The 12,912-nt window shown below is 70.2% G+C and carries 10 protein-coding genes and 1 tRNA gene; 7 read left to right on the forward strand and 4 right to left on the reverse strand.

The window, feature by feature from the left end; genetic code table 11:
- Positions 1-31 precede the first annotated feature (31 nt).
- The 3 genes from OG331_RS28655 (at position 32) to OG331_RS28665 (ending at position 4,426) form a co-directional block, all read left to right on the forward strand.
- Positions 32-1,387, forward strand: coding sequence for an FG-GAP and VCBS repeat-containing protein (locus tag OG331_RS28655; RefSeq protein ID WP_406201354.1), 1,356 nt, complete (start codon positions 32-34; stop codon positions 1,385-1,387).
- Positions 1,388-2,018: 631 nt separating this feature from the next.
- A complete protein-coding gene (locus OG331_RS28660; protein ID WP_406201356.1) occupies positions 2,019-4,010 on the forward strand; it encodes a nitrate- and nitrite sensing domain-containing protein in 1,992 nt (663 codons plus the stop codon).
- Entirely contained in the window at positions 4,007-4,426 is a 420-nt protein-coding gene (locus OG331_RS28665) for a roadblock/LC7 domain-containing protein (RefSeq protein ID WP_406201359.1), read from the forward strand. Before OG331_RS28660 ends, OG331_RS28665 begins: the two co-directional genes overlap by 4 nt.
- 142 nt (positions 4,427-4,568) lie before the next feature.
- On the opposite strand, the gene OG331_RS28670 is transcribed toward OG331_RS28665, so the two are convergent.
- Positions 4,569-4,641 (reverse strand) — tRNA-Arg (locus OG331_RS28670).
- Positions 4,642-4,846: 205 nt separating this feature from the next.
- Here OG331_RS28670 and OG331_RS28675 point away from each other — a divergent pair.
- Positions 4,847-5,485, forward strand: coding sequence for an NADPH-dependent FMN reductase (locus OG331_RS28675; protein WP_406201361.1), 639 nt, complete (start codon positions 4,847-4,849; stop codon positions 5,483-5,485).
- A 99-nt stretch (positions 5,486-5,584) separates the two neighbouring features.
- On the opposite strand, the gene OG331_RS28680 is transcribed toward OG331_RS28675, so the two are convergent.
- Together OG331_RS28680 and OG331_RS28685 are read right to left on the reverse strand one after the other, a co-directional pair.
- Positions 5,585-7,273 (reverse strand): IclR family transcriptional regulator C-terminal domain-containing protein, encoded by a 1,689-nt coding sequence (locus tag OG331_RS28680; RefSeq protein WP_406201364.1) that lies wholly within the window; start codon positions 7,271-7,273, stop codon positions 5,585-5,587.
- Between the two features lie 169 nt (positions 7,274-7,442).
- On the reverse strand, positions 7,443-8,720 hold the full coding sequence (locus OG331_RS28685; RefSeq protein WP_406201366.1) for a M6 family metalloprotease domain-containing protein: 1,278 nt from the start codon (positions 8,718-8,720) through the stop codon (positions 7,443-7,445).
- Positions 8,721-8,987: 267 nt separating this feature from the next.
- On the opposite strand from OG331_RS28685, the gene OG331_RS28690 reads away from it, so the two are divergent.
- Positions 8,988-9,632, forward strand: a complete 645-nt coding sequence (locus OG331_RS28690; RefSeq protein ID WP_406201369.1) for a TetR/AcrR family transcriptional regulator — start codon at positions 8,988-8,990, stop codon at positions 9,630-9,632.
- Between the two features lie 155 nt (positions 9,633-9,787).
- Positions 9,788-11,329: an MFS transporter gene (locus OG331_RS28695; RefSeq protein WP_406201372.1), complete on the forward strand. Its 1,542-nt coding sequence runs from the start codon at positions 9,788-9,790 to the stop codon at positions 11,327-11,329.
- Between the two features lie 121 nt (positions 11,330-11,450).
- Here OG331_RS28695 and OG331_RS28700 read toward each other — a convergent pair whose 3' ends face one another.
- Positions 11,451-11,987, reverse strand: a complete 537-nt coding sequence (locus tag OG331_RS28700) for a MarR family winged helix-turn-helix transcriptional regulator (protein WP_406201374.1) — start codon at positions 11,985-11,987, stop codon at positions 11,451-11,453.
- A gap of 119 nt (positions 11,988-12,106) precedes the next feature.
- Between OG331_RS28700 and OG331_RS28705 the strand changes: the two genes are divergently transcribed.
- The gene (locus tag OG331_RS28705) at positions 12,107-12,895 is read left to right on the forward strand and encodes a dioxygenase (protein ID WP_406201377.1); all 789 of its coding nucleotides are present in this window, start codon (positions 12,107-12,109) and stop codon (positions 12,893-12,895) included.
- Positions 12,896-12,912: the final 17 nt, after the last annotated feature.

Here is a 12,912-nt window from a genome sequence, read left to right on the forward strand (position 1 = left end):
GGCCGGCTAGACCCAAGGAGCTCCACTCCCCATGCACAGACGCACCGCGGCGGCCCTGGCGGCCGCCCTCCTCACCGGGAGTCTCACCCCGCTTGCCCTGAGCGCGCCGGCGTCCGCAGCGGTGGCCAAGCACTACGACGACTTCAACGGTGACGGATACCGGGACCTCGCGTACAGCCATTACTACAAGGGCATTTCCGGCGACGACGGCTGGGAGGGCGGCGCCGTCAACGTCGTCTACGGCAAGGCCGGCGGCCTCGACACCTCCCGCACCCAGGTGGTCCACCAGGACAGCCCGGGCATCCCCGGTTCCGGCGAAGAAGACGACATGTTCGGCGAGTCGATCAGCAGCGCCGACCTCAACAAGGACGGCTACGCGGACCTGATCGTCGGCAATTCGACGGAGGCGGTCGGCAGCACGCAGTACCGCGGCTCGGTCACCATCGTCTGGGGCTCCCGGTCCGGCCTGTCGGGCGGGACCAACGTGACCCCGAAGTCCGGCGCCGGCAGCCACTTCGGCCGCGACCTCGCCACCGGCGACTTCAACGGCGACGGCTCGCCCGACCTCGCGGTCATCGGCGGCCACGAAGCCTGGCTGTACCGCGGCCCGTTCACCAAGTCGGGTACCACCGGCAGCGTCAGTAAGATCGACAAAGAGGGCCAGGGCTGGGACTCGTACGGCTTCGCCGCCGGCAGGGTCAACGGCGACGGCAAGACCGACCTGGTGGTACTCGGCGAGCAGTTCATCGACAACAAGCCGGTTCCGCGGATCTGGTTCCTCAAGGGCGCCTCGGGCGGCCTGACTTCGGGCGCCTCCAAGACGTACATCAGCGCTCCGTGGACGGCGGCGATCGGCGACTTCAACAAGGACGGCTACGGCGACATCGCCGTCGGCCTGCCCGACAACAACGACGGCAAGGGCATCGTCAGCGTCTGGCGCGGTACGTCCTCCGGCCCGAGCGGCTCGATGACGTACAACCAGGCCAGCTCCGGCGTCTCCGGCAGCCCCGAGGCGAACGACAGCTTCGGCTACTCCGTCTCGGCCGGCGACACCAACGGCGACGGCTATGCGGACCTGGTGGTCGGCGTGCCGCACGAGGACGTGAACGGCCTGGAGGACCAGGGCGGCGTCCACGTGTTCCGGGGCGGTTCCGGCGGCCTGAGCGGTGCGCGGTCCTCGTGGATCCCGCAGACGGTTCAGGGTGCGGCCGACTCGCATGAGTCCTTCGGCTACGCCCTGCGCCTGCGCGACGTGACCGGCGACGGCAAGGCGGACTTGGGCATCGGCGCGACGGACGTCCCCGTGCTGCTACGCGGCTCCAGCGAGGGGCCGACGGCCACCGGGCTGACCGAACTGCCACTGATGGGCGGGTCGTTCAGCGACTGAGGTGACGTACGAGGGCGGCGAGCCCGGTGACGATGGTGATGATCATCGTGCCGGGCCCGTCGTTTTCCTTCCGACGACGAGCTGACGTACTCTCCGCGATGCTCCGCGATGCTCCGCGACGGCACCTTCCATGACAAAGCGCACGCCCGGAGGGTCGATCGGGACCTTCGCCCTGGAGGGGTCGATCGACGGGCCGTCGTACGCACTTGGCGTCCCGTCCGATCGGGCCGTGGATGCACAGCGAGCCGGCGCACACTCCCGCTGATCGCGCCAGGCCATGCGGTAGGCCGACCAACGGCCCTGATGCGCTGGGCAGAGGGCGCTGCCGACACCGCTTGCCTCTGACGCCGAGCACCTGTCCTGTCCTGCGCAGTCACACTCGCCTGGCCTGCGGTGTGAGGGCGGCGCAACTGAAGTTCCCACGGGGTCTAACAGGTCGGAAACCGGCCGCTACGGCGGCCGCGCTAGCTTCGTGACTATGAGGGTGTGGACGCCATCTCGGCCGTCGCTCGGCAGGCTCGGCGCAATCGGCAAGGGCATTCTCGGCAGGGGCGGTGCGGGGCGCAGCCACGGTGGCCAAGCGGCTCCCGGCCGCCGGCCGATGCCTGGCTGGCGCAGCATCAGAGGTCGTGTGGCGGTGGTCATCACGGTTCCGATCTGCTTGCTGCTGGTGGTGGCCGGTCTGGCCGTGTACGGCCGCGCCGAGGCCCTCGGCGACGCCCGGACGACCCGTGCCGAGGTCGGCCTCAGCCTGCGGGTCCAGGCGCTGGTACACCAGCTGCAACGCGAACGCGGCCTGACAAACGGCCTGTTGGGCGGTGAGGAGAGGTTCCGCACACCGCTGGCAGCTACTCGCAAGCGCGTTGACGCGGCGTTGCGCGCAATGCGCCCCGAAAGCGCCGTAGAGGATGTCATCCAGCGGCACTTACGGCGCCTCTCCGCCATCCGCGCCGCCGCTGACACGGACACCGCCGCCAACAGGGACACCGCCGACCGGACCGCCACCCTCGCCTTCTACACCACCGCCGTCAACGCTCTCAACGCCGTCGACCCGGTGGCGGAGACCGCGACGCGCGCCGATCGTCAACTGAGCGACAGCCTGGCGGCGTTGCGGGAACTGGCTGCGGCCAAGGAGTCCGTAGCTCTCGAACGCGGGCTCCTCAACGGCGTGTTCGCCGAGGGTGCCTTCCACGGCCGCGAGTACCTCGCCTTCACCGAGGTGCGCGCCACGCGCGTCGCCGCCCTCGCCCGCTTCCGGCAGGTCGCCACCACGCCCCAGCGCGCTGCCCTGGAGAACTCCTTCGGCACCGAGGACGCCGAACGCGCCACCGCCTACGAGAATCAAGCGGAAGGCACCGCCGACGGCTCCGCCCTGCGCGCCGACGCCGGCACCTGGTGGGACGCGATGACCGTACTCGTCGACGATCTGTACGCCGTCCAGCGGTCGGTCGGCGACGACGTACGGGACCGGGCCGACCGGCTCAGCCGCGACGCCGAGCTGGGCCTCGCCGCCTATCTCGTCGCGGGAACGCTCATGGCCGCCCTCGTCGCCGGCCTCGCCGCCTTCGCCTCACGTTCCCTCACGCGCCCGCTCGGCGCACTCGCCGAGGCCGCCCACGACGTGGCGCGGCACCGGCTGCCCGCAACCGTCGCCCGTATCCAGCAGTCCCCGCAGGACCACGTCGAGCTTCTCCCGTCGGCGGACGCGCGGGAGGACCCAGGTTCACGGCTGCTGGGCGGTGCGGCGGAGATCGCGGAGGTCGCCGCGTCCCTGGAGCAGGTGGAACACACCGCCCTCCATCTGGCCGCCCAGCAGGCCGGCCTGCGCCGCAACACCACCGAATCGCTCGCCAATCTCGGCCGCCGCAACCAGAACCTCGTGCGTCGTCAGCTCAGCCTCATCACCCGCCTGGAACGGCAGGAACTCGACCCGGACGCCCTCGCCGAGCTCTTCGAGCTCGACCACCTCGCCACCCGTATGCGGCGCAATGCCGAAAGCCTGCTGGTCCTTGCCGGGCAGAATCCGCCGCGGCCCACGGCAGCACCTTCCGACAGCCTGGAGGTCGTCCAGGCCGCCGTTGCCGAGGTGGAGCAGTACCGTCGGGTCCTGATCGCGACCGTGGAGCCGGTGCGGGTGCGCGGGCACGCCGTCGCCGATGTCGCCCACCTCCTCGCCGAACTCATCGAGAACGGGTTGATCTTCTCGCCACCGACCGAACCGGTCGAGGTGCACGGCTGGTACGACGATGAGGACGACACGTACAGCTTCGCCGTCGTCGACCACGGCGTCGGCATGTCCGAAGCCGACAAGGAACGCGCCAACGCCCGCCTCTCCGACTCCGGTGAGGAGGCTTTCCTCGCCGCACCCACCCGGTTCCTCGGTCACCTCGTCGTCGGCCGACTCGCCCACCGCCTCGGTGAAGGCGCGCAAGTCCACCTCTTCGACACCACCGGCGGCGGCCTGTCCGCACTCCTTGTCCTTCCCGGCCGGCTGCTCGCCCCCGCACAGGACCCCTCCACCACACCCCCGCCCGCCAAGCCCGCTGTCTCCACCCTCCTCAACGGCTTCCGAGCAGGTGTCGCCCGTGCCGAGGCCCGAAGCACACAAGGAGTGTCATCGTGACCACCGCCGTCCAGAGTTTCGGCTGGCTCATCTCGGAGTTCGCACGTACCACCGACGGCGTCACCGATGCTGTCGCCGTCTCCTCCGACGGCCTGCTCATGGCCGCCTCGGACAGCCTCGGCCGAGATCGGGCCGACCACCTGGCCGCCGTCGTCTCCGGCATCACCAGCCTCGCCCAGAACGCGGCGACGACACACGGCTTCCACGGCATGAAGCTCGTCATGATCGAAATGCTCGGAGGCTTCCTCATGGTCGGTCGCATCCGCGACGGCAGCTGTCTCGGCGTCCTCGCCGCAGAGGGATGCGACGTCGGCCTGGTCGGCTACGAAATGGCCGTCCTCGCCGACCGCGCCGGCGAACTGCTCACCCCGCAGTTGATCCGCGAACTCAATTCTGCGCCCCTGGCCGCGGGATAGTTCCGCCGCGCTTCGGCTACCTGCGTCTCAGAACCGCACATCCGCGACAGATCTCCAACGTCCGCGCGCACCGACGTGTGCCACGAGCGCAAAAGCCCTCCCGTCCGTCGGACGGAAGAGCCTTTGACCAAGTGTTCCTCTGTGCCCCCGGCAGGATTCGAACCTGCGACACCCGCTTTAGGAGAGCGGTGCTCTATCCCCTGAGCTACGAAGGCGGAAGGTGCCCTGACAGCGTAGCGGATGCGTCCCTCGGGGTTCGCCCCGGTTGTGGGGGATGGGCGGCGTGCCTTGTCGATCTTTCTCGGGCGGCGTCTCGGGTGGCCGCTTGACCTCAAGTTAACTTGAGATTTTACGTTTCTTGCGCGGGCCCATCCAGGGCCGATCGCGGTCACTCCCGGCTACCGAAATCGAGGCACCTCCATGCCCCAGACCCCGCGCACCCCCGTACCTCAGACCTCTGGGACCCACCACCCATCCCAGCCCCCACTCAAGATCGGCGTCCTCATCGGCAGCGTCCGCCCCGGCCGGTTCGCCGACAAGGTCTCCCAGTGGTTCGTGTCCGAGATCGGGCGGCGTGATGACATGGAGACGCATGTCATCGATCTGTCCGAGCCCGCCCTCGCCGACGAGCTCAAGCTCACGCTGGAGCAGGCCGCAGGGACCGGCGATGCTCCGACGCTGGCCGAGCGGATCGGTGGGCTCGACGGGTTCGTTGTCGTGACGCCCGAGTACAACCACGGCTACCCCGCGTCCCTCAAGCTGGCCATCGACTACGTCTACCGGGAGTGGCGGGCCAAGCCGGTCGGCTTCGTTTCGTATGGCGGTATGGCCGGCGGTCAGCGGGCCGTGGAGCAGTTGCGGCAGGTCTTCGCCGAGCTGCATGCCGTCACGTTGCGCGACACCGTCAGCTTCCACATGGCGTGGGAGCAGTTCGACGACGAGGGGCGCCCGCACGACCAGGACGGCACCGCCAAGGCCGCCGCCGTGCTGTTGGACCAGCTCGCCTGGTGGGGGCTGACCCTGCGGGAGGGCCGGGCCGCCAGGCCGTACGACAGCTGAGGCGCCGCCCGATCATCAAATCCAGCTGCCGGCCGCCGGCTTCGGGACCCCACCCCCTCACCCCCTGCCCCTCACGCCCCGCCCCTCACGCCCCGCCCCTCACTCCACCCCCACCCGAGCAAACCTCCCCGCCACCCGAAGATCCGCCTCCACCCGCCCCGCCGTCTCCATCAACTCCGGCAGCACCTCCCGTACGCACTCCTCCACCGACCGACGAGCCGCATGCATCGCCACGTTCAGGGCGGCGACCACGCGGCCGGTGCGGTCCCGTACCGGTACTGCCACCGAGCGGAGCCCTGCCTCCAACTCCTCGTCGACCAGGGCGTATCCCTGCTTGCGGACGTCGTCCAGCGTGGTCGTCAGGGTCGCGGGGTCGGTTGTGGTGTGCGGTGTGAGGGGGGAGAGGGGGCCCACGTGGCGGTCTGCGGGCGGGAGGTCCGCCAGCAGGACCCGGCCCAGCGATGTTGCGTACGCCGGCAGTCGCGTCCCCACCGTGACGTCGACGCTCATCACGCGGCCCGTGGCGGCGCGGGCCGTGTACTGGATCTCGTCGCCCGACGGCGTCAGCACCGCCAGGGACGTCGACTCGTGGACGCGGGTGGCCAGTTCGGTCAGGTGCGGGGTCGCGATTCGGGGGAGGGAGGTACGGGACAGGGGTGGGAAGCCCAGGGACAGTACGCGTGGGGTCAGGGCGAAGGCGCGGTTGCCGGACTGGCGTACCAGGCCCAGGTGCTCGTACGTGATGAGGGCTCTGCGCGCCGTGGCCCTCGCCAGTCCCGTCGCTCGTGCCACGTCCGTCAGTGTCAGTTCGGTCCGGCCTTCGCCGAAGGCGGTCAGTACGGTCAGCCCGCGGGCCAGCGACTCGACGAACTCCCTGCCCAGTTCCTGCTTGGAGGCCCCGGTCCAGGCTGCCAGCCCCGTCAGCCCCGCCGGCGCCGCCCCTCGCTGCGACTGCGACTGCGGCTGAGGTGCCTCGCGCAGTTCGTGTTCCATCTTCGCGACCGTGGCCCGTAGGCGGGACAGGAGCGTGTCGCGCAGGTCCGCGGCGGTGTGGCGGCTGGTGTGGCTGACGACGTTCGCCACGCAGGCGATACGGCCGCCCGCCCGGGGGTCCCTCACCGGTACGGACACGGCGACCAGTCCCGGCTCGATCAGCTGGTCGTCCAGCGCCCAGCCGTCCTTCCGCGCCCGTGCCGCCCGGCGTTCGAAGTCCTCGTCGGGGGACGGGTGCGGTTGCGGCGGTACGGCGGGAAAGCCGCGGTCCTCCGGGTCCGTCGCCCGGCGCTCGCGCCAGGTCTGCCACTCCGCGGCCGTCCACTCCGTCGCGAACAGCGGGCCCGGTGCGGTGCGTTCGGCCGGGAGCAGGTCGCCGATGCGGAAGCTGAGGGACATCGCGCGGCGGCGGGTCGCCTGGTGGATGAAGCGGATGCCGTCACGGTCGGCGACCGCCAGCGACACCGACTCGTCCAACTCGTCCGCGAGCGCGTCCGCGTGGGAGGTGAGGAGGGCGGGCAGGCCGAGGGCGGCCAGGTAGGCGTTGCCGAGTTCCATCACTCGGGGCGTCAGGATCACGTCGCGGCCGTCGAGGCGGACGTATCCCATGCGCGCGAGCGTGGACGCGATCCGGTCCACCGTGGAGCGTGCGAGTCCGGTCGCCCGTTCCAGCCCGCTTGCGCTCAGCGTCCCGCCCGCCTCGGTCAGGCGCCACAGCACCCCGACACCGCGGATCAGTGGAGTGACCGCCTCCACCGGTACGGCACGGTCGTCCAGGGTCGTCTTCGCGGGCATCGGCTCTCCGGTACGGCGGTCACGGCAGGCCTAACCGTAATCCGAATTGATCCAAGCCGATCCAAGCCGATCCAAGCCCATTCGAGCCGATTCGATTCGCGTTACGCGCGCGTCACGCGCGCGTACTTCGATTCATGCGCGTCACGCGCGCGTACGGCGGCGACTCGGGCTACCCCCGAGAAACCCGCACCCGATATCCCCCCGCCAAATCCGCCCCCACCACCTCCACCCGCACCCCCCGCTTCTCGTCCCGGAATTCCTCCCCCGGCACGAACGTCGCGTCCGAGAGTTCGGCGTGGACGTTCGGGCTGCGGGTGCAGCCGCCGCTGTCCTCGTGGGAGTCGAGGACCTTCACCGGGCCCATGCCGGTGTCGACGTCGGCGTCGATCTTGTAGATCAGGACGCCGGGGCGGCACACGGCCTCGTCGTTGCCCTCGCGGGTGCGCAGTTCGACGGCGTAGCCGCTGCGGCGGTCGAGGGGGACGAACACCAGTTTGGGGCCGCCGCTGCGGGCCAGCGGGGTCAGGGCGTACTCGGCCTTGCCGGGGGTGGCCGCGCACCGGACCTGGTCCGAGTCCAGCCAGCCCAGTTTCCACTTGTGCCAGCCGAGGAGGTCGTTGTTGGCCCCCCAGTCCTCGCTCATGATGTCCCAGTGGCCGACCGCGCCCCCGCCCTCGGCGGTGTACAGGTCGGGCAGGCCGAAGACGTGGCCGTTCTCGTGGGGGAGGACCCGGTAGCCGGTGCGGTGGTAGGTGCCGGAGCCGTCGTCCTGGCGGGAGTAGACGAAGGAGGCGTTGGTCACCGAGACGCCGTCGGCGACCGGGGCCTCGGCGTTGCCCGCGAAGGTCACCGACAGGACCGTGTCCAGGGCCGACGGGCCGGCGTTCGGGGTCACCAGGACGTTCAGGAAGTCGTAGGACCGGAAGTCCACCTTCGGGTCGGCCGCGACCACGAGGTCCTGGACCAGCTGCCGGTAGCCGGGGTCGAAGGGCGCGCCGCGCTCTATGCCGTACGCCCGGAACGACTTGGGCATGCGCAGCCAGCGGGATATCGGGGTGTCGGGGCGGTAGTCGAGGCGGCCGTAGGAACTGGTGCGGAACCACTTCTGGGTCTGCGGGAAGAACTCCGCGAAACGGTCTAGCGCCTTGCCCGTGCCGGGCGAGTCGGGGAAGTCGACCATCAGGGTGAGGGCGCGGACGGTTCCGGTGGAGCGGGCGTAACCGCGCGGTGTCGGTACGCCCTCCGACATCTGGACCGTCGGCCGGCCGCTGATCATGCAGGGGCCGAGGGCCGCGGTGTGACCCGGTGGGATCGGGCTCGCCCCGGCCGCCGTGGAGGTCCCCGCCGTGAGGTGCCCGGTGCCTGCCGAGGTGCTGACCGCCAGGGTCAGGGCGGTCACGGAGGCAAGGGCGGCCACACGGCGGGGACGTATCCGACGGCTCGGCATGCATGGGCCTCTCGTCCATGGCAGCCGCCGACTGCGTACTGCACCCTCTCGATCACCCTGTGTCGAGGGCTGCGCGTGCGCGCGTTGGAGGAGACCGAACGTGGGTTCCCGGCCGTGGAAGGCGGGAGGGATTGTGACTCAGGTCACAAGAGATTCATGGCGGGTTTGGGAAATAACCGGGGAGCCCCTCCCCGTTTAGTCATGTGTCCGAGCGAAACGGGGACAGCCTCCCCGGATCGCCCACCCAGCAGAACTCAGGAGTACGCCGTGCAGACCGCAACCCCCGCACCGCGCAAGGCGACCCGGCCGCGCGCCGACGCCCTGCGCAACCGGGAGCGGATCGTCACCGCCGCCCGGGAGATGTTCGTCGAGTTCGGCCCCGACGTGCCGCTGGACGACATCGCCCGCCGGGCCGGCGTCGGCAACGCCACGGTGTACCGCAACTTCCCCGACCGCGACGCGCTGGTCCGCGAGGTCGTCTGCTCCGTCATGGACCGTACGGCCGCGGCGGCCGAGCTGGCGCTCGCTCAGACCGGGGATGCCTTCGAGGCTCTGGAGCGCTTCGTGCACACGGCCGCCGACGAGCGGATCAGTGCGCTGTGCCCCATGGTCCAGAGCACGTTCGACCAGCACCATCCGGATCTGGAGGCCTCGCGGGAGCGGGTCGAGCAGCTGATCGGGGCGATCATGGACCGCGCCAAGGTGGCCGGCCAGCTCCGCTCCGACGTGGACGTCGGCGACCTCATGATCGCCGCCGCCCAGCTCAGCCGGCCCCCGGCCGGAACGGGCTGCGACATCGCCGACCGCTATGTCCACCGCCATCTGCAGCTGTTCCTGGACGGACTGCGGGCCCCGGCCCGTTCCACCCTGCCGGGCACGCCGCTGACCATGGAGGACCTGCGCCAGGCCTGACCGATCAGTTCAGAGCACAACGGCAGTCAGCAGAGCACCACAGCAGCCGATAGACCGAATCACAAAGCCACCAACTCTCACCGGCCGTCACAGCCGACGAGCCGTCCCCTTTCCTTTCACTTTTTCCGTCACGAAGTCCCGAAGTGGGTAGACCCATGTCTGAAACGGCCGTAAAGGCTCCCGGCGGCACCCTCGGTGCCGTCGATCCCAACCGCTGGAAAGCGCTCGTCTTCATCGCGCTGGCCCAGCTGATGGTCGTGCTCGACGCGACCATCGTGAACATCGCACTGCCCTCCGCCCAGCAGGACCTGGGTATCTCGGACGGCAACCGGCAGTGGGTCGTCACGGCCTACGCCCTCGCCTTCGGTGGTCTGCTGCTGTTCGGCGGCCGGATCGCCGACCTCTGGGGCCGCAAGCGGGCGTTCGTCATAGGCCTGGCCGGCTTCGCCGCCGCGTCCGCGCTGGGTGGCGCCGCCACCAACGAGGCCATGATGTTCGGTGCCCGTGCCCTCCAGGGTGTCTTCGGTGCCCTGCTCGCCCCGGCCGCGCTGTCGCTGCTCGCCGTGATGTTCACGGACGCCAAGGAGCGTGCGAAGGCGTTCGGCATCTACGGTGCGATCGCCGGTGGTGGCGGTGCCGTGGGTCTGATCCTCGGCGGTTTCCTCACCGAGTACCTGGACTGGCGCTGGACGTTCTTCGTGAACATCCCCTTCGCCATCCTCGCCGCGGCCGGTGCCTGGTTCGTCATCCGTGAGCCCAAGGGCGCCCGCAACCGCTCCACGCTGGACATCCCGGGCGTGATCCTGTCGACCCTCGGTCTGGTCGCGCTGGTCTACGGCTTCACTCGCGCCGAGTCCAACGGCTGGGGCGACTCCCTGACGGTCGGCATGTTCGTCGCCTCCGGTGTGCTGCTGGCGGCCTTCGTCCTGGTCGAGTCCAAGGTCAAGGCCCCGCTGCTGCCGCTGCGCGTGGTCACCGAACGCAACCGCGGCGGCATCTACCTCTCGCTCGGCCTCGCGATCATCGCGATGTTCGGCCTGTTCCTCTTCCTGACCTACTACCTGCAGATCGTGAAGGGCTACTCGCCGGTCAAGACCGGTTTCGCCTTCCTGCCGATGATCGCGGGCATGATCACGGGCTCCACCCAGATCGGCACCCGGCTGATGACCCGGGTCGCGCCGCGGCTGCTGATGGGCCCCGGCTTCCTGGTCGCCGCCCTCGGCATGCTGCTGCTGACCCAGCTGGAGATCGGCTCCTCGTACGCCGCGCTCCTGCTGCCGGCGATGCTGCTGCTCGGCCTCGGTATGGGTACCGCGTTCATGCCGGCGATGTCGCTGGCCACGCAGGGCGTCAAGCCGCAGGACGCCGGTGTCGCCTCCGCGATGGTGAACACCTCGCAGCAGGTGGGCGGCGCGATCGGTACGGCGCTGCTGAACACGATCGCCGCCTCGGCGACCACGGCGTACGTCGCCGACCACATCGCCGGTGCCACCAGCCGGTCCCAGCAGCAGCTGGTCCAGCTGGAGGCCATGGTGCAGGGCTACACCAGCGCCATCTGGTTCGCCGTCGGCATCCTGGTCGCGGCCGCGGTCATCGCCCTGACCTTCGTCAACGCCGGCCGCCCGGGCGGCACGACGGTGGCGTCCTCCGAGGACGGCGCCGAGGACGAGGTGCCGGTGCCGGTCGTCGCGCACTGACGCCGCACTGAGGCCGGCGGCAACCGCCGGCCCACCCCTTCGGGCCAGGCGTACGTACGGGGATGGGGACGCTCCGTACGTACGACCCCCAGGACCTGCCCCGGCTCCCTGAATGAGCGGTTCAGCGGAGCCAGGGCAGGTCCGCACCCGCTTCGCTCGGCTGCAGGCCCTCGGCGACGATCCGCATGATCTCGCCGAGGGCCTTCTGCTGTTCCGGCGTCAGCCGGTCGAACATCGCCTGTCGCACGGCCTCCACATGGCCCGGCGCGGTCTGCTGCAGCACCTGAAGGCCCGCGTCGGTCAGCACCGCGAACTGGCCCCGCTTGTCGTCGGGGCAGTCCTCGCGCCGGACCCAGCCGTTCTTCTCCAGCCGGGCGATGGCGTGCGAGAGGCGGGAGCGGGTGATCTTCGCGTACATCGCCAGCTCGGTCATCCGCAGCCGGCGGTGCGCGGACTCGGCCAGCTTGACCAGGAGCCCGTAGTAGATGTGCGGCATGCCCGCGTCCCGCTGGAGCTGACGGTCCAGGTGGTCCTCGAGCAGGGTGGTCGCATCCAGGTAGGTGCGCCAGACGCGCTGCTGCTCGTCGGTGAGCCAGCGCGGCTGCGTCGCGGACGAGGGTTCGGGCGAGGGTGGCGCGGAGGTCGATGCCGTATTCATGTACTCCACTGTACGAGAGCTCTCCTTGAAATTTTAACTACCTCGGCGTACCGTCTTTTGGGCAGAGAAGCTTTAGATTTGAAGCACATGGCTTCAAGTCCCCGGAGGGAGCCGCCGCCATGTCCGCCGCCACGCAGGAGCGCATGCCCGCCCTCTACCTCAGCCACGGCGCCCCGCCCCTCGCGGACGACCCGGTATGGCCCGCCGAGCTCGCCGCCTGGTCCGCCGACCTGCCCCGCCCGAAGGCGATCCTCATGGTCTCCGCCCACTGGGAGGAGGCCCCGCTCGCCATCGGCGCCACCGAGACCGTTCCTCTCGTCTACGACTTCTGGGGCTTCCCCGAGCACTACTACCAGGTCGAGTACGCGGCCCCCGGCGCCCCCGAACTCGCCGAGTCCGTACGCAAGCTGCTGCGCGCCCCCGGCATCCCCGTGCAGGACATCCCCGACCGCGGCCTCGACCACGGCGCCTACGTCCCCCTCGTCGAGATGTACCCCACGGCCGACATCCCCGTCCTGCAGATCTCCATGCCGACCCTCGACCCGGTGCGGCTCATGGAGATCGGCCGCAAACTGGCGCCGCTGCGCGACGAGGGCGTGCTGATCGTCGGCTCCGGCTTCTTCACCCACAACCTGGCCGCCCTGCGGCAGGGCGGAATACCCACGTGGTCGGTGGAGTTCGACGACTGGGGCCGCCGGGCGCTGGAGAACCGCGACTGGGACGCCCTGCTGGACTTCCTGCACAAGGCTCCGGCCGGCCGCTACGCCCATCCGCGCACCGAGCACTTCGCCCCGCTGTTCGTGACGATGGGCGCGGCGGACGCGGCCGGTGAGCTGGAAGCGACGCAGAAATCGGTGATCGACGGGTTCTGGATGGGGCTGGCGAAGCGCTCGGTGCAGTTCGGCTGAGGGTCCGGCCTTCCGGC

Origin of the sequence: Streptomyces sp. NBC_01017, from assembly GCF_045162795.1 — a bacterium.
Classification (GTDB): Bacteria; Actinomycetota; Actinomycetes; order Streptomycetales; family Streptomycetaceae; genus Streptomyces; species Streptomyces machairae.

Bases quoted from the DNA above. Each gene is read 5' to 3' on its own strand.
- OG331_RS28655 (WP_406201354.1), top strand. From the start codon at position 32: ATGCACAGACGCACCGCGGCGGCCCTGGCGGCCGCCCTCCTCACCGGG.
- OG331_RS28675 (WP_406201361.1), top strand. From the start codon at position 4,847: ATGCCCCAGACCCCGCGCACCCCCGTACCTCAGACCTCTGGGACCCAC.
- OG331_RS28680 (WP_406201364.1), bottom strand. From the start codon at position 7,273: ATGCCCGCGAAGACGACCCTGGACGACCGTGCCGTACCGGTGGAGGCG.
- OG331_RS28685 (WP_406201366.1), bottom strand. From the start codon at position 8,720: ATGCCGAGCCGTCGGATACGTCCCCGCCGTGTGGCCGCCCTTGCCTCC.
- OG331_RS28695 (WP_406201372.1), top strand. From the start codon at position 9,788: ATGTCTGAAACGGCCGTAAAGGCTCCCGGCGGCACCCTCGGTGCCGTC.
- OG331_RS28700 (WP_406201374.1), bottom strand. From the start codon at position 11,987: ATGAATACGGCATCGACCTCCGCGCCACCCTCGCCCGAACCCTCGTCC.
- OG331_RS28705 (WP_406201377.1), top strand. From the start codon at position 12,107: ATGTCCGCCGCCACGCAGGAGCGCATGCCCGCCCTCTACCTCAGCCAC.